At 38.6% G+C, this 17,158-nt stretch carries 15 protein-coding genes and 1 pseudogene; 2 read left to right on the forward strand and 14 right to left on the reverse strand.

Features of this window, described 5'->3' with window-relative positions; all coding sequences use genetic code 11:
• Nucleotides 1–56 precede the first annotated feature (56 nt).
• Genes HMPREF2933_RS04580 through HMPREF2933_RS04620 form a run of 9 tightly spaced genes read right to left on the reverse strand, consistent with a single transcriptional unit; the run spans nucleotide 57 to nucleotide 7,696 of the window.
• Complete coding sequence (locus HMPREF2933_RS04580) at nucleotides 57–395, reverse strand: YlbF/YmcA family competence regulator (protein ID WP_024053066.1); 339 nt, start codon at nucleotides 393–395, stop codon at nucleotides 57–59.
• 11 nt (nucleotides 396–406) lie between these two features.
• On the reverse strand, nucleotides 407–1,513 hold the full coding sequence (locus tag HMPREF2933_RS04585; protein WP_024053065.1) for a prephenate dehydrogenase: 1,107 nt from the start codon (nucleotides 1,511–1,513) through the stop codon (nucleotides 407–409).
• Between the two features lie 10 nt (nucleotides 1,514–1,523).
• On the reverse strand, nucleotides 1,524–1,904 hold the full coding sequence (locus HMPREF2933_RS04590; protein ID WP_024053064.1) for a DUF1634 domain-containing protein: 381 nt from the start codon (nucleotides 1,902–1,904) through the stop codon (nucleotides 1,524–1,526).
• A complete protein-coding gene (locus HMPREF2933_RS04595) occupies nucleotides 1,901–2,737 on the reverse strand; it encodes a sulfite exporter TauE/SafE family protein (protein WP_003023965.1) in 837 nt (278 codons plus the stop codon). Before HMPREF2933_RS04595 ends, HMPREF2933_RS04590 begins: the two co-directional genes overlap by 4 nt.
• Entirely contained in the window at nucleotides 2,737–3,903 is a 1,167-nt protein-coding gene (gene aroC / locus HMPREF2933_RS04600) for a chorismate synthase (protein WP_024053063.1), read from the reverse strand. The genes HMPREF2933_RS04595 and aroC overlap by 1 nt, the downstream gene beginning before the upstream one ends.
• A gap of 33 nt (nucleotides 3,904–3,936) precedes the next feature.
• Nucleotides 3,937–5,004 (reverse strand): 3-dehydroquinate synthase, encoded by a 1,068-nt coding sequence (aroB, locus tag HMPREF2933_RS04605; RefSeq protein WP_024053062.1) that lies wholly within the window; start codon nucleotides 5,002–5,004, stop codon nucleotides 3,937–3,939.
• A 10-nt stretch (nucleotides 5,005–5,014) separates the two neighbouring features.
• Nucleotides 5,015–5,869 (reverse strand): shikimate dehydrogenase, encoded by an 855-nt coding sequence (locus HMPREF2933_RS04610; RefSeq protein WP_024053061.1) that lies wholly within the window; start codon nucleotides 5,867–5,869, stop codon nucleotides 5,015–5,017.
• Nucleotides 5,859–6,536 (reverse strand): type I 3-dehydroquinate dehydratase, encoded by a 678-nt coding sequence (gene aroD, locus HMPREF2933_RS04615; protein WP_024053060.1) that lies wholly within the window; start codon nucleotides 6,534–6,536, stop codon nucleotides 5,859–5,861. The genes HMPREF2933_RS04610 and aroD overlap by 11 nt, the downstream gene beginning before the upstream one ends.
• Entirely contained in the window at nucleotides 6,533–7,696 is a 1,164-nt protein-coding gene (locus HMPREF2933_RS04620; RefSeq protein WP_024053059.1) for a class I SAM-dependent rRNA methyltransferase, read from the reverse strand. The genes aroD and HMPREF2933_RS04620 overlap by 4 nt, the downstream gene beginning before the upstream one ends.
• A gap of 248 nt (nucleotides 7,697–7,944) precedes the next feature.
• On the opposite strand from HMPREF2933_RS04620, the gene HMPREF2933_RS04625 reads away from it, so the two are divergent.
• Nucleotides 7,945–10,113, forward strand: coding sequence for an LTA synthase family protein (locus HMPREF2933_RS04625; protein WP_301282109.1), 2,169 nt, complete (start codon nucleotides 7,945–7,947; stop codon nucleotides 10,111–10,113).
• 58 nt (nucleotides 10,114–10,171) lie between these two features.
• Here the strand turns inward: HMPREF2933_RS04625 and HMPREF2933_RS04630 are convergent, their stop codons facing one another.
• The 4 genes from HMPREF2933_RS04630 to rpiA all read right to left on the reverse strand — a co-directional run bounded on the left by HMPREF2933_RS04630 (nucleotide 10,172) and on the right by rpiA (nucleotide 13,505).
• A complete protein-coding gene (locus HMPREF2933_RS04630) occupies nucleotides 10,172–10,927 on the reverse strand; it encodes a hypothetical protein (protein ID WP_070672586.1) in 756 nt (251 codons plus the stop codon).
• On the reverse strand, nucleotides 10,927–11,637 hold the full coding sequence (gene deoD, locus HMPREF2933_RS04635; RefSeq protein ID WP_024053056.1) for a purine-nucleoside phosphorylase: 711 nt from the start codon (nucleotides 11,635–11,637) through the stop codon (nucleotides 10,927–10,929). The genes HMPREF2933_RS04630 and deoD overlap by 1 nt, the downstream gene beginning before the upstream one ends.
• A gap of 183 nt (nucleotides 11,638–11,820) precedes the next feature.
• Nucleotides 11,821–12,630 carry a purine-nucleoside phosphorylase gene (locus HMPREF2933_RS04640; protein ID WP_070241797.1) on the reverse strand — a complete coding sequence of 270 codons (810 nt, stop codon included), beginning with the start codon at nucleotides 12,628–12,630 and terminating at the stop codon, nucleotides 11,821–11,823.
• A 185-nt stretch (nucleotides 12,631–12,815) separates the two neighbouring features.
• Nucleotides 12,816–13,505 (reverse strand): ribose-5-phosphate isomerase RpiA, encoded by a 690-nt coding sequence (gene rpiA, locus HMPREF2933_RS04645; RefSeq protein ID WP_024053054.1) that lies wholly within the window; start codon nucleotides 13,503–13,505, stop codon nucleotides 12,816–12,818.
• 355 nt (nucleotides 13,506–13,860) lie between these two features.
• Between rpiA and mnmE the strand changes: the two genes are divergently transcribed.
• On the forward strand, nucleotides 13,861–15,234 hold the full coding sequence (mnmE, locus tag HMPREF2933_RS04650; RefSeq protein ID WP_024053053.1) for a tRNA uridine-5-carboxymethylaminomethyl(34) synthesis GTPase MnmE: 1,374 nt from the start codon (nucleotides 13,861–13,863) through the stop codon (nucleotides 15,232–15,234).
• A gap of 201 nt (nucleotides 15,235–15,435) precedes the next feature.
• Here the strand turns inward: mnmE and HMPREF2933_RS04660 are convergent.
• Nucleotides 15,436–17,158 (reverse strand): annotated as a pseudogene (locus HMPREF2933_RS04660) (GBS Bsp-like repeat-containing protein); the annotation flags it as partial.

Genomic DNA, 17,158 nt, shown 5'->3' on the forward strand with positions numbered 1-17,158 from the left:
TTTTTTGTCTAACTTTTTGGGGGCAGTACAATCTTGAATCAGCTTGAATCATAACATTATTTCAACAATTCTTGAACCGGATCAAAAATGATACGTTCAATATCAGCCAAGTAAATAGACAATTGTTGTTGTTTATTGAAAAATTCAGTCAGGGCAGGATTGCCTTGAATCTTATCCCCAAACGACTTCATCTTGTCTTGCACTTCTTGCATTGGCATTTGACCCGATTGCGCCATGCCTTGCAGTTCTTGCTGGAAAGCTAGATAGTCTTTTAAAAGACTCTTTGCTTCACTATCAGCATCTACTGCTTTTTTGCTTTCGACAACAGCTTTGTACTCAGGAAGGTCTCGCAGAGTACGGCTTAATTCATTTGCTAAATCATAAATATTTGACATAGTCTTCCTCCTTAATCTAAAAAGACTTGATAGTGTGTCTTTTCTCTTATTATTTTAGCAGATTTTTCTAAATCTTCGCGATTTTTAAAGGTGATTTGCAAAATTCCGTTAATATCTTCGCGATTTTCTTCGTTAATGTGAATATTGACAATGGATGTTCCCCTTAGAAGTTCCAACACTCCTAAAATAGCATCTTCTTCATCGGGAACATTGATAAAAATGTCATAAAAGCTATCCACACCTGCTCGTTTATGAATTTCCATAGCTTTTCGCACTTGGCGACCATGCTGAAAGAAATTCCAAATCACATCTTCATTTTTATTCTGAATGGCACCTGAAATGGTATCCAAGCGCTTCTTAAAATCCTCTATCCTCTCTAAAACGGCATCTGGATTTGTCAACAAAATCGAAGTCCACATGCTCGGCTCACTTTCTGCAATCCGTGTCATATCACGAAATCCCCCAGCAGCGAAATGCTGTGTCATCTCGTGTTGCTGAGTATAGGCAGCGGCTTGATCCATAAGACTAGAAGCGAGAATATGCGGAAAATGGCTAATTTGACTGGTGACCCGGTCATGCTCTTTAGCATCAATCTCAATAAACCGAGCATGTAGACCAGATAAGAGGTCTTCCATTTCTGCTATCGTGTCGTCTTTCGTCAAATGAGACGGAGTAAAAATATAATAGGCATTTTCAAAGAGGTTTACATCTGCTGCACTAGCACCTGATTTATGGCTACCAGCCATTGGATGAGCACCTATAAAGCGAATGGTTTTCTCCTTTAGAGCTTCTTCAGCAGCAGCTACAATTTCAGCTTTGGTAGAGCCTGCATCCGAGATAATCACATCTTTTTTCAAATCTAGAGTTGCTAATTGCCTGATAAACTCAATGGTTTGCTTGATAGGGACAGCAAGAATAATCACATCTGCCAGAGGAGCAAATTCAGCAAACTGGTCGGTCACTTGATCCACCATGCGTTTTTCAAGGGCAATTTTTCGAGATTCTTCTCCACGATTGTAACCTAAAATAGTATAGTCTGGATGATCACGTCGAATTCCAAGTGCGATTGATGAACCAATCAAACCAAGACCCACAATATAAATAACTTTCTTTTCCATGCTCACTCCTTTACTTTGGCTCAATGATAAATCCTAGAATAATCGACACCAAAATAATAACCATAACAACTGCTGTGAAAATCGTATACATTTTATCTTTTGTTTTGACAAAAATGATAAATGTTGAAATCACTCGAAAAATCGGTGTCAAAATAAGCATAAAAGCCCCCAGCAACATAAACGTCACTGCATCAAAAATGGAATGACTCTTTACATAGGCAACTGGATTAAACTGTTCCAAATTTTTTAAAGAAACGACCTGCTGACCACTAAAAAGGTAAAGAAACAAGCCAATAAACATAAAAAGAATGGAGAGAAAAATTCCCGCTCGGAGAATCTTCCCCATGACCAAATCCAGCTCTTCTTTTTCTTTTTGCATTTTATCTGTCATTGCATACCTCGTATAAACATCTGCACACCCAGAGCTAATAAAGCGACTAGAAAAATCCAGCGCAATACTTTTACAGGTACATAAGGCATGATGCGGCTTCCAATGAAAGAACCTGCTAAAACACCCAAGGCGATTGGTGTAACCAATACCGGGTTGATTTGTCCTATAAAAAGGTAAAAGATAGCTGAAGCCGTTCCTGTCACTCCCATCATAAAGTTAGAAGTTGCTGAACTAGCTTTTAAGGGCATTTTCATAACAGTATCCATGGCCAATACTTTGAAAGCACCCGCACCAATTCCTAAAAGCGCCGACATAACACCAGCAAAAAACATGACAACAGAGCCACCAGGAACATTGGTTACTTGGTACTTGATTGTTTGATTGAGACCTTTGTCAAAATATTCACCACCGAGATTTAATTTCTCTGCAATGGTATCATTGTGGCTCACAGTCTGAATTTCCTTTTTAGCACGAATCTTCTGGTACATATTAAATGCCTGAAAAAGCATGAGAGCTCCATAAAGTAAGAAAAGAATCTGTGAATTTGTTATTACTGATAACATCGCGCCTACAAAGGCTCCTAAAGTCGTAAAAATTTCTAAAAACATGGCAATTCGCAGATTGAGCATATCATCTTTGAGATAGGCAATCGCAGAACCTGAACTAGTCGCTAAAACCGCAATAATAGAAGCTCCGACTGCATATTTGATGTCTACTCCAAATAAAAGAGTGAGCACAGGCGTAATAACAATTCCACCTCCAAGTCCTAACAAAGCTCCCAAAATTCCTGCAAAAATTCCAACCAAAGTCATCGTAAAAATATAGGTGAGCATTAAAATCCTTTCACATAATTGCGGTATTGTTGAACAGCTTCTTTTAATTCTTCCAGATTATCCGAAGAGAATTTCTCCAAGACCTCAGTTGCAAGCACTGTTGCAACAACAGCTTCCATAACAACACCAGCAGCTGGAAGAGCTGTCGGATCGCTTCTCTCCACCGTTGCCTTATAAGGCTCATGTGTCTCAATATCAACGCTCATAAGTGGCTTGTAGAGAGTTGGTATTGGCTTCATCACTCCGCGCACTACGATAGGTTCTCCGTTGGTCATACCGCCCTCGAAACCACCTAGATTGTTAGTACGACGAGTAAAGCCGTCCTCTTTAGACCAGATTATTTCATCCATCACCTGACTGCCCTTAAGCCGCCCTGCTTCAAAACCAACTCCAAATTCCACACCTTTAAATGCATTGATAGAAACCACTCCTTGAGCAATTTTAGCATCTAGCTTTCTATCCCATTGAACATAGGAACCAAGCCCAACTGGCACACCACCGACAATGGTTTCAACAATTCCACCAATCGTGTCACCATCTTTCTTTATCTGATCAATATAGGCTTTAATTTCCTCTTCACGTTCTGGATTGACAATCGAAACTTCTGACTGACGAGCACGTTTCTTGATTTCAGAAACGGTCAGATTTTCCGGAACCTCAATGTCAATGCCACCGACAGTTACGATATGACTAGCTACCTCAACTCCGATTTCTTCTAAAAGACGCTTAGCAACAGCTCCCACCGCAACCCGCATGGTCGTTTCACGCGCAGAAGAGCGCTCCAATGAATTGCGCAAGTCGTCAAAACGATATTTCATACCACCGACCAAATCTGCATGACCTGGACGAGGTTTGGTAATCTTGCGCAGCCCTTTTTTCTTGTCCTCCACATCTGCTACATTCATGATGTCCAACCATTTTTGATGATCTAGATTGGTCACATTGAGTGTAATCGGCCCCCCCATGGTTCGCCCATGCCGAACACCAGAAGTAATTTCCACTTTGTCACTCTCTATTTTCATACGAGCTCCACGACCGTATCCGCCCTGACGACGTTTCAATTCTGCATTGATGTAGTCAGCTGTCAAAGGAAGCCCAGCTGGCACTCCTTCAATGATAGCTGTTAAACGCGGTCCATGTGACTCCCCAGCAGTTAAATATCTCATTCCGTTACCTCATCTGTTGTTGCTATTTAGCTCTTACTTTTCTAAATAATCTTTCATTTCTTCTAAAGAAATCTGATGAATAGCTGTCCTACCTAATTCTGGAACAATGACTAATTTGATTGTCTTGCCCCGAGCTTTCTTATCATGAAGTAAGGCATGATAGAGTTCTTCTTGTCGCCAAGGTTGATAATCAACTGGAAGCCCAAATTTGCGACACATCTGCTCAATATCTGTGGTAATTCCTTTAGGCATCAGCCCCTTTTTTTCTGCTACACGCGCTACCTGAACCATTCCAATAGCCACAGCTTCTCCGTGCATGACTTTGCCATAACCAGCAGTCGCCTCCACTGCATGACCAATCGTATGTCCAAAATTTAGATAAAGGCGCACACCATTGTCAAGTTCGTCTTCCACTACTAGCTTTCGTTTGACATTGCAAGAATGATAGATGATACTTTCTGCGTGCTCCAAAATGGATTTTGGACTACCATCCATGTCAAACAGTTCCTGCCACAGCTCCACATCCTCAATCAAACCATACTTGATGACCTCTCCCATGCCTTCAATCAATTCACGTTGTCCTAAAGTTTTTAAAACATCTGGGTCAATCAGAACCCCGTCCGGCTGAGTAAAAGTACCCACCATATTCTTAGCCCACGGCGTATTGACTCCTGTTTTTCCACCAATCGAAGAATCTACCTGAGCTGTCAAACTCGTCGGTATCTGTACAAAATGAATACCTCGCATATAAGTTGAAGCTGCAAAGCCAGCCAAATCACCGACCACACCGCCACCCAAGGCAACAATACCATCACTGCGAGTCATCCCTACTTTAGCGAGAAATTCATAAACTTTATTGACTGTTGTTAAATTTTTACTAGCTTCACCTTCCAGAAAATCAAATACAAACACTTCAAAACCAGTAACTTCTAAGCTACATTTAACCGTTTCAGCATACAGACTTGCCACATGATTATCTGTGATAACAACGATCTTTTGAGCTGACCATAAACTTGCCAGCCATTCTCCAGCTTTGGCTAAAGTACCTTTTTCAATGACAATATCGTAAGGATGATTGGGAATATTCACATTTAATTTCATAGGCAACCCCTTATTTGTACTTTTTTTCCAGTGCCTGCCAAATTTCTTTAGTTGGCATTTTTTTTCCTGTCCACAATTTGAATGCTTCTGCCGCCTGATACAACAACATTCCCAAGCCATTCACTACTTCAACTTCTTGTCCTTTTGCCCATTTTAAAAATGGGGTTTCAAACGGCTGGTAAATCACATCTGCCACAAGAAGTGAATGTGGTAAACGAATACTGCTTGGTATCGGTAAAGCCTTACCGTCCATGCCTAAACTGGTCCCATTGACCAATAAAGCGGAAACATTAATTTTTTCTTGCAATAATTCTTGATTTTCTAATGGTAATACCCAAATCTTCGTTGCAGTTTTCTGCTGAATTTTCTTCATTTTCTGTGAAATGCGTTCAAAAGAGGAATGGCGCGTAAACACAAAAATCTCCTCAGCACCATCTAGAGCTGCCTGCACAATAATCGCTGTCGCAGCTCCACCAGCTCCAAGCATGACCATTTTTTTGCCTTTAATGACAAAAGAAGGCAAGCTCATAAAAAATCCCTTGCCATCTGTGTTATAACCAATCAATTTTCCATATTGATTCACGACAGTATTCACCGCCCCAATCATCTGCGCAGCAGGTGTCACTTCATCTAAAAAAGGAATCACAGCCTGTTTATAAGGCATAGACAAATTGATTCCAAACATATTATAGCGGCGAATATTTTCAACAGTTGCTTTCAAGTCATCCTGTGAGATTTCCCAAGCCACATAAACTCCATTAACACCCGTTTGCTCAAACGCTGCATTATGGATAAAAGGAGAAATACTGTGTTTGATTGGGTTGGCGACAACCGCCGCTAAACGAGTATAGCCGTCAATTTTCATTCAAAATCTCCTGAATTTGCTTCATATTGGCAAGAGAAATTTGACCTAGTGCACTGGATTCATCCAAGCTTGCAAACGACCAGCTTGAGCCTGTCAAATCTGCTGTTATCCGCGAAATCTTTCCAATTTGTCCCATGGAAATCGTTACAAAATCTTGATTTGGATTTAAAGTTTTAAAACCACGCGTATAGTTCATCAAGTCTAGTACATCTTGCTCGCTGCGCGCCATAACAGAAACTTTCACCACTTTTGGTGTCAAACTGGTCAATTCAGATAAAATTTCCATCATGTTTTCAGGCGTTTCTTCAAAATTATGATAGCTCAAAACAAGATTTGGAAAATCCAACATTTCCTCAAATCTATTTTTGTGAGAAAAATATTCAAAATCAATATAATCCGGCTGATAAATCGTTGAAATTTCCTTGATGGTAGAAATATATTCATCATCCGTCAATTCAATATTTCCACCTTCGTCAATTGTTCTCAAAGTGAAAATCAATTCACGCCCAGCAAATTTTTCAAAAATAGCAGGTGCAACGGTCAGAATATCATCTTTTGCTAAAAAATCAGCACGCCACTCAATAATGTCCGCATCATCATAACGCGAGCTATCAATGTTCTGAACTTCCTCTAAATTTTTCGGCATTACTGATACGACTAATTTCATTTGTCCACCTTAATGGTAAATACCTTGAGGTAATTACTTCTTTCATCTTTTTTATTATAAGTAAAATCTGCTGGTAAACCGTATTCTTTCAAATAACGGTGCTTTATTCTTGCAAAACCTTTTTCAATTTCTTTTTTAAACTTACTGCGTGAAATATTCGCAGCATTTGTACTAGCAATGATAATCCCTTGGGGATTTAAAATTTCCAAAGACTGAGCAATCAACTTATGATAATCCTTCGCCACAGAAAAAGTTTGTTTTTTATTTCTTGCAAAACTCGGCGGGTCTAACACAATTACATCATAAGTCAAACCATGTCGTTTTGCATATTTGAAATAGTCAAACACATCCATTACAAAGAATGTATGGTTGCTTAAGTCAAGATTATTCTCTCTAAAATGTGCTTCCGACAATTCACGACTGCGTTTTGCCAAATCAACAGAGGTCGTCTGGCTGGCTCCCCCCATGGCTGCCGCAACCGAAAAAGCTGCCGTGTAGGAAAACATATTTAACAGCGACTTGCCAGCTGCTAGACCGTCTACCAAGCTACCACGAATCTCATGCTGATCGAGGAAAATTCCCGTCATCAATCCATCGTTTAAAAACACTTGATAGCGAACACCATTTTCTAAAATCGTGAAAAATGCTGGTGCTTCTTGCCCATACAAATGAGCGGATTCAACATTCAAACCCTTGAAACGAATTTTCTCATACGCTCCTGTAACTTCTGGAAAGACCTGTTGAAATGCTTGAACAATGGTATCCTTAATTTCGTAAACAAAGAGATTATACCAAGAAAAAACAGCATATTCTTGATACAAATCTATTGTCAACCCACCAAAACCATCTCCTTCTTGATTAAAAAGGCGGTAAGCTGTTGTCTCTTTTGATTGTTGATAAACTTGTCGCTTTGCTTTCGCATGTTGGAATAACTGACAGAAAAACGAGACATCTAAAGTTACTTTCTTCTGTGAGATAAACCAGCCGATACCCTTGTTTTGCTCTGATAAGTATGCGATACCTACAAAATTTCCTTTTGCATTTACCAGTTCTACAACTTGATGATGAAAAGAAAGTGAAGGAAAATCTTGTTTTTCTAAAACAAATCGTCCTTTTTTTATGTTTTCTTCAGTATAAGAAGGAATCGTAAGCTGTTTCATAAACTCTATTATATCAAATGTTATGAATTTTCTCAAAAAAATGTACTACTTATTACAAAATGATTGCAAAAAATGTGTTCATACGTAAAAGTTCTATTTATTCTCAATAGATAAAAATCCTTTCTCTGTTTTTTATCTAGCAAAAGAAAATGCAACATTTTAAATTACCAACTTAAATCAAAAATATGTTATACTTAGTAGTGAAAATTTTAGGAAATAAGACAAGGAAGTATATATTTGTGAAAACTATGACTAGGAAGATACTCAACTTCATGAGTACAAGACTAGGTTTTGTCTTGACCTTACTGACTCTTTATTGGCTTAAAACCATGTGGGCCTATTCTGTTGATTTTAATCTAGATATTCAAGGCGCTTATCAAGTCTTTCTCTCTATCATCAATCCTCTTCCATTAGGATTATTACTGATTGGGCTAGCACTTTATATTAAGAGAACCAAGGTTTTTTACATTCTCGCAGTTACGCTTTACATTTTATTATTTGTTTGGCTCATTTCAAATTCAATCTATTATCGCGAGTTTAGTGATTTTGTCACTGTTAATACCATGCTCGCTTCAAGTAGTGTTTCTGCTGGTCTAGGAGAAGCTGCTCTTGAGTTATTTAGACCTGGAGATTTGATTTACATCATTGATTTTCCAATCTTAGGTTTTCTTTTCTATAAGAAATGGATTCGTTTGGATGATCGGTCGTTCAATAAACGAGCTAGCTTTGCTATTACTGCTCTGTCTAGTATGCTTTTTTCAGCCAACCTCTTTTTGGCAGAAATTGATCGTCCAGAATTATTGACACGCGGCTTCTCCAATTATTATGTTGTCCGCGCCCTAGGGTTGCCAGCCTTTCTTGGCTATAGTGCTAATCAGACTTATGGTGCCAACAAAGAACGCTCTAAAGCAAGTGCTGAAGATTTGAAACCAGTTGAAGAATACGTCAAGTCACACTATGCCGAGCCAAATAAAGAGTATTACGGAATTGCTAAAGGTAGAAATGTCATCTATCTTCATTTAGAAAGTTTCCAACAATTCCTGATCGGCTATAAATTAAAGTCTGATGGCAAAGAATACGAAGTAACACCTTTCCTCAACTCACTATATCATTCCAACTCAACTTTTGCTTTTTCTAATATCTTTAATCAAGTAAAAGCCGGAAAAACATCTGATGCAGAAACCATGCTAGAAACTGGTTTGTTTGGTCTTAATCAGGGTTCCTTTATGGTAAACTATGGCGGAACAAACACGCAACAAGCTGCTCCGTATATTCTCTCAAAAAATGGATATAATTCTAGTGCCGTTTTCCACGGAAATGCTGGTAGCTTCTGGAATCGAAACACCACTTACAAACAATGGGGATATAACTATTTCTTCGATTCTTCTTACTTCTCTAAGCAAGACAAAACAAATTCATTCCAATACGGTCTGAACGATAAGATTATGTTCAAAGATTCTATTAAATATCTTGAACATTTGCAACAACCATTTTATGCAAAATATATCACCGTTTCTAATCACTATCCCTATACAACTAGTTTGATTGGAGACGAGACTGGTTTCCCACTTGCTTCGACCAAAGATGAAACAATCAATGGTTATTTTGCAACGGCCAATTATCTAGATTCTGCCGTTAAATCATTCTTTGACTACTTAAAAGCGTCTGGTCTTTATGAGAATTCAATCATCGTTCTTTATGGTGATCACTACGGTATCTCTAATTCACGGAACCCTTCGCTAGCGCCATTACTAGGCAAAAACTCTGAAACTTGGTCTAGCTACGACAATGCCATGCTGCAAAGAGTTCCTTATATGGTTGTTATTTCTGGTATGACAAAAGGAAAAGTCGTTAATACCTATGGCGGACAAGTTGACCTCTTGCCTACTTTAGAACATTTGCTCGGTATTGATTCTAAACAATACTTGCAAGTCGGTCAAGATTTGTTATCATCTAAACATCAACAAACCGTTGCCTTTCGTTCATCAAACTATTTTGTAACTCCTAAGTATACTAGCTACAGTGGACGTACTTACTACACAGAAACAGGAGAAGAAATTACCAATCCAGATGAAACAACTAAGGCAGAATTGGAAAAAATCCGCAATACAACCAATGAGCAGTTGAAAATGAGTGACCTGATTCAAACCGGAGACTTGCTTCGCTTCTATACTGGAAATGATTTAGGAAAAGTGAACCCTAAGGATTATTCTTACACTAATTCACTTAAATCATTATTATCTATTGAAAAGAAAAAAGGTGATGAATCTACAAGTCTTTATAACAAACGAGGTGGTAATTCAACTGTTGATCTGTTTAATTCCCCAAGCTATCGTGCTCTTCACCCTGAACAATTTGAATCAACAAGTAACGATTCTTCCTCATCAACAGAAGAATCCAGTTCTTCTTCTAAATAACCAAAAATCCCATACAAGTAAAATGAACTGTATGGGATTTTATAATGAAAGAAAGCACTCAATCTATCAATGTTTTGATGACTTGATTGACCCGATCAAAGAAAAATTGCTCCTCGTCATAAGTAATGCCTGTTGCTTTTGCCAACAAAATCAATATTTCCATAAAAAATTGAGAAGAAAATCCAGTAGTGGAATGCAATTCTTCTCCATCAAAATGTTTAATCAAATGCGCCAATGGGTTCCGAACGGATTTCTCCAACTTTCGTAGTTCTTTGACCATGATTTTAACTTGCTCTGGTAAATCCAACAGTAAAATCAAGCTAGCCAGACTCGAAGAATGAACTGGACTTTCAGCATGAAAAGTGCTCAAAATGGGGTGTCCTGTATTTTTCATCTTATCAAAATTCCAACGATCGTAACTCGCTTCTCTGGAATTATGAATGTAGGATTCAATATCAGGAATTTCCAGCTTGATCAAACGCATAAAAATCCGATAAATAGCTGGACTAACAGCACGAATAAAATCAATCACCTGTTCGTTTTTGAGCTTTGCTTCTAAGTCATATAGGTAGTTTGCTAATTGTTCATCTTCCTCAGAAGCATGACAAAAAAGTTGAAAATCATTTCTAATTTCCAACTGACATTTCATAGCAGGGCGGATATTCAACTCTCTCCGCTCTGCCATGATATACAAAAGTTCAACTAGCTTTGATTCTGCATCATTCAGTCTTTGAGCTAATTTATAAGCATGAGCATAATCATAGCGAGAAATAGCATACACTATTTCTTCTTTTAGATCTAAATTTCCATGCATCACTCTGAAATAATCGTTTCTAAGCCGACTTTCATCATATCTGTGAAAGTCGTTTGTCGTTCTTCTGCTGTTGTATCTTCATCTGGATTCACCAAGCTATCTGAAATAGTCATAATACCGAGTGCTTCAACATTATATTGAGCAGCTAAATAATAAAGAGCTGCCGCTTCCATTTCCACAGCCAGAACCCCCATTTTACCAAGTTCAATATTTTTTTCACCATAGTTTGAGTAGAAAACATCTGATGATAAAACACTTCCAACATGCGTAGTCATACCAAAATCCTTGGCAAGGTGATAAGCCTTATCTAAAAGACGAAAACTTGCAATTTGCGGAAAGTCATATTGAGGCCAATCATTACGAATGATATTTGAATTTGTCGCTGCTGCTTGCGCTAATACCAATTCACGTACATGAACATCTTTATTCAACGAACCAGCCGTTCCTACACGAATTAAACGTTTCACGCCATAGTTAACAATCAACTCATGAGCATAGATAGAAATAGACGGAATTCCCATTCCAGTTCCCATAACACTAACACGATGCCCCTTATAAGTCCCTGTATAACCAAACATGTTGCGAACTTCATTAAAACATACAGCATCTTCTAAAAAGTTTTCGGCAATAAATTTGGCACGGAGTGGGTCTCCAGGTAGTAAAATTTTATCGGCAATTTCGCCTTGTTTTGCTGCAATATGGATTGACATAAGTAAGATACCAAGCCCGTCAAAAACCCAAACTGAAAAGTACAAGCGCTAAAAAACTTTTCTTAGGAGCTTATTCATCCCAGAAAGGATTACGTGCGGGTTTTATTCCTTTCGTTTCTAGTTGAGTTCAGAAAGAGATGTGATTGTAAGCTCAATCTTCGACTCTTTTTACATTTATGTTTTTTATAGTTCTGCAAGGATTGCTTTTACAAGTCCTTTGAAGTCTTCTTTGATTCGTTCAGTCACTTCCACCACTTCTTCATGGTTTAGATCGCTTTGGAAACCAGCTGAAAAATTTGTGATAGCAGAAATTCCCAATACTTTCAATCCTGAGTGGGCTGCCACAATTACTTCTGGAACAGTTGACATACCGACAGCGCTAGCTCCTAAGGTTTGGAAAGCGCGGATTTCAGCTGGCGTTTCATAGGTTGGACCGGTAACACCCAGATAAACTCCTTCTTTCAAGTCAACACCTAATTTTTCGGCTACAGCATGCGCTTTTTCACGATAAACTTTTGTATAAGCATCAGACATGTCTGGGAAGCGTGGTCCAAATTCGTCCAAATTCGCTCCAATCAAAGGATTTTGCCCCGTCAGATTGATATGGTCTGAAATAGCCATTAACGTCCCTGGACCATATCCAATCCCTCCAGCGGCATTGGTAACAATGACACCTTCACAACCTAGCGCTTTCATTACACGGACAGGGAAAGTAACTACTTCCATTGGATTTCCTTCGTAAAAATGAAAACGTCCTTGCAAAGCCAGTACTTTCCGACCTGCTAAGTCGCCATAAACCAATTTACCAGCATGCCCCACCACTGTTGAGCGACCCCAATTTGGAATGCCTGCATAGTCAATGCTGATAGCATTTTCAATCTCACCAGCTAATTCTCCCAAACCAGAACCGAGAATCAAACCAAATTCTGGTGCGGTAATTCCTTTATCTTTTAAAAACTGTGCTGTTTCGTTAATTTTATCCATTATATTCATATCTTTATCCTTTTATATCTTTTTTAATTTTCACTCGAAAAATGTTGAATGACACAATTACGCTCCACTCTTAAGAGCATATTCGAATCTTTCTTATTCTTTTTGAACATCAGCATTTAGTGCAATACTAATTCGGACTGAATCCATGACAATGACATAAATATAATAACATGTGACATAAAATTCTATTCTCCTTTTGATTTGGTTGATTTTAAAATTTGCACGCCATTTCTTCCAGCAACAATGACCATATCCACCATTTGATTAAAGAGTCCATGTTCTACAACACCAACTACATGATCTAGCTTTTGCCCAAATTCGACTGGATTTTCAATCACGCCTAAGTCAAGATCAATAATGAAATTCTGCATATCCGTGACATAGCGCTGCCCATTTTTTTCACGAAATGACGGTTTATAGCCTGCATGTTCAAAACGATGGAAAAGCTGTTCTGCTCCGTATTGTACGACTTCTACAGGCAATTTGAAAGTACCTAATTTACCAACCATTTTACTTTCATCAACTACCCAAATGTAGGTTTTGGTCGGAGTTGCGACAACTTTTTCCATAAGCAGAGCGCCGCCACCGCCTTTGATGCCATTGAAGTCAGTATCCACCTCATCAGCTCCGTCAACGGTCACGTCTACTTCATCTACTTCATCAATTGATTTCAAAGGAATACCTAAACGCCGAGCTTGTTCACTCGTTGTGCTTGAAGTTGTAACTGCTGTTATTTTCAGTCCTTCTTCCTTGATACGCCGTCCAACTTCTTCCACAAAATAATAGGCAGTCGAACCCGTTCCTAAACCAACTATCATACCGTCTTTTACATATTCTGCAGCTTTGATTCCTGCCATTTTTTTGAGGTTTTCCATTTTTGCTCCTTTATTCAATCTGCTTCTAGTATACCATGATTTGCCAACTTTAGCACCCAAAAAATGAAACTACTTTCTTTTTAAATGATCCCTTTTTTACAAACATTCTAAAATCTGAATATTCTATTTTTCTTGATTATAAAACACCAAAAATTCCAGATTTTCTTTGCTATAATTTGATATATCAAGCGAATAAACGAATGATATTTGAAGCTTTCTTAAAATTTATTTTATTGTATTAAAAAGAGATGATGAATTTATTTGAGCAAAAACAGCATGTAAAAATCTTGCGACGAACTTTGTTTTGCGTTACAATGAATATAGATTGCATAAACACATTATAAGGATTAAATTGATGATAACCAAAGAATTTGATACGATTGCTGCCATTTCCACTCCTCTTGGTGAAGGAGCTATCGGCATTGTTAGACTGAGCGGGACGAATAGCTTTGCCATTGCTCAAAAAATCTTCAAAGGAAAAGATTTAAGTACGGTTGCCAGTCACACACTAAATTATGGGCATATTATTGACCCAGAAAAAAACGAAATTTTAGATGAAGTTATGATTGGAGCTATGCGTTCTCCTAAAACCTTCACACGTGAAGACGTGATTGAGATTAACACCCACGGAGGGATTGCTGTGACCAACGAAATTCTCCAATTAGCCATTCGAGAAGGAGCTAGAATGGCAGAACCTGGTGAATTTACCAAACGCGCTTTTCTCAATGGACGTGTGGATTTGACGCAAGCAGAGGCTATTATGGACATTATTCGAGCAAAAACGGACAAAGCCATGAATATCGCCGTCAAACAACTGGACGGCTCTCTATCTGATCTCATTAACAACACACGTCAGGAAATTCTTAACACACTAGCTCAAGTTGAGGTCAATATTGACTATCCAGAATATGATGACGTTGAGGAAATGACTACCAAATTGTTGCGTGAAAAAACAGCTGAATTTGAAAAACTGCTGACTCAACTTTTAAAAACAGCTCACCGCGGTAAGATTCTACGCGAAGGAATTTCGACTGCCATTATTGGTCGCCCAAACGTTGGCAAATCTAGTCTCCTTAACAACCTGCTCCGTGAGGACAAGGCTATTGTGACAGATATTGCCGGAACCACTCGCGATGTCATTGAAGAATATGTCAACATCAACGGAGTGCCACTTAAGTTGATTGATACTGCGGGTATTCGTGATACAGATGATATTGTAGAACAAATCGGAGTAGAGCGTTCCAAAAAAGCGCTCCAAGACGCTGACCTTGTGCTTCTTGTGTTAAATGCTAGCGAGCCATTGACAGAACAAGACCGCAAACTTCTAGAAATCAGTCAAGACACCAACCGTATCTTGCTACTCAATAAAACTGACTTAGAAGAAAAGATTGAAGTTGACCAGCTTCCCGATAACTTTATCAAGATTTCTGTTCTTCAAAATCAAAATATTGATAAAATCGAAGAACGAATCAACCAACTTTTCTTTAAAAATGCAGGCATTGTAGAACAAGACGCTACTTATCTCTCTAACGCTCGCCATATTTCTCTGATTGAAAAAGCTGTCGAAAGTCTCCAAGCTGTCAATGAGGGACTGGATTTAGGAATGCCTGTTGACTTAGTGCAAGTAGATTTGACTCGGACGTGGGAAATCCTGGGTGAAATAACAGGTGACGCCGCTCCTGATGAACTCATTAGCCAACTTTTCAGCCAATTTTGTTTGGGAAAATAATAGTAAACAAATTCGAACAAAAACAAGTAAGCTCTATGATTTCTATAGGAATAACCTTAGAAATCATAGAGCTTCTTACTTTTCATCAAAAAGAGAATAAGACAGAACTAAAAATTTTAAATGTTTAGTTCGTAGTTTTAACCTTTCATTACTAAACCGATAAAATGGCAGAAACTTCATTCTCATAGAGCAGACACAATATTATGCTCTGATTGTCATGAATGGAGAACCTTCTGTATTGTCAGTTGGCTCCAAACTCCGTACTCTAAATAAATAATCTACTGAATAATAGCCATTATTATTAGCATTATACGGATACATTACGTAAGTCATTCCGTTGTTATAGCCCCTCATGACTAGCTCATGCGTAACAGGATAATTTGCAAATACACTAGTTCCTACTGCACCAAGCACATGGTGTCCCATAGCAAGCGCTTCTCGCACAGCTGCGGTTGAACCTAAAACATCCGTTTTCAACCCCCAATGTCGAGCTGCTAATACAATACCATGGATCGTTGTGCCGTAGCTTCTCTTATTGAATTCATTCGTAGAATGATAGAGATAATCTGCCACAGTCGTTGGTAAAACAGTCTGTCCTGTAATACCAGAAATTGCCATAGCGACCGTTGTTGGAACGCAGCCCGTTGCAGCAAATGTGTAGCCTCCATAAGTTCGTCCTGCCCAACGACCATCACGTTAAGAAAAATATGGTGTCGGATAAGACGTTTTAGAAACTTATACTGTGGTGCCCGCCACTCCAACGATTTTACCATTGTTTTGAATGTAATACAAATGAACATTGTATTTGCCGGTTGAGTTCTTATGGTCACTCGCTTTGACAGTTATCTTATAGGTACCATCAGCTCGTTTTGCAGCAGTATACCAAATGATGTCATCTTGACCATTTACACTAGACCACGTTGGCAGCTTCACTTCACGAACACCATTAGGGCTGGAAACATTAGACACTACCACGTCAAATGTTCCTGTTTTAGAATTATTATTTTGGATCGTGATTTTTCCAGTTGGTTTAAGGTTTTCCCCAGAAATTGTCACATTGGTTGATGTACCGCCTACTCCAATCAATGTTCCATTGTTTTGAACATAGTACAAATGAATATAGTACAAACCGGCTGAATTCTTATGATCACTTGCTTTAATGAATGCCTTATAAGTTCCATTGGCCTGTCTAGTAGCAGTGTACCAGATAATATCGTCCTGACCATTGACATTAGACCAGGTCGGTAATTTCACTTCACGGACACCATCTGGATTAGAAACGTTGGAGACAATTACTTCAAAAGTTCCTTTATTAACGTCTTTATTTTGAATTGTTAATGTACCTTTTGGACGTGCAATTGAAACTTCTGTCGTTGTGCCACCAATCCCAACGATTTTACCATTTCCTTGGATATAGTAAAGATGAATATGGTACAAACCTGTGCTTCTTTTATGGTCACTCGCTTTGACAGTTGCTTTGTAAGTCCCATTGGCCTGTCTAGTAGCGGTATACCAGATAATATCATCCTGACCATTGACATTAGACCAGGTCGGTACTTTCACTTCACGAACGCCGTAAGGGCTAGAAACACCTGAGACAATCACATCAAAGGTTCCTGTATTAGGATTATTATTCGCAATTGTAAGATTGCCTTTTGCTCTTGCTAAAGATACATTTACTTGTGTTCCTGCTACTCCAACGATTTCGCCATTGCCTTGGATATAATACAGATGAACATTATATAGACCTGTTGAATATTTGTGATCACTTACCTTGACGGTCGTCTTATACGTTCCATCGGCTTGTTTTTTAGCAGTATACCAGATAATGTCGTCTTGACCATCTACATTAGACCAAGTCGGTAATTTCACTTCACGAACACCATCTGGACTGGAAACACCTGAGACAATCACATCAAAGGTT

The organism is Streptococcus sp. HMSC066F10 (genome assembly GCF_001813805.1).
Taxonomy (GTDB): Bacteria; Bacillota; Bacilli; order Lactobacillales; family Streptococcaceae; genus Streptococcus; species Streptococcus vaginalis.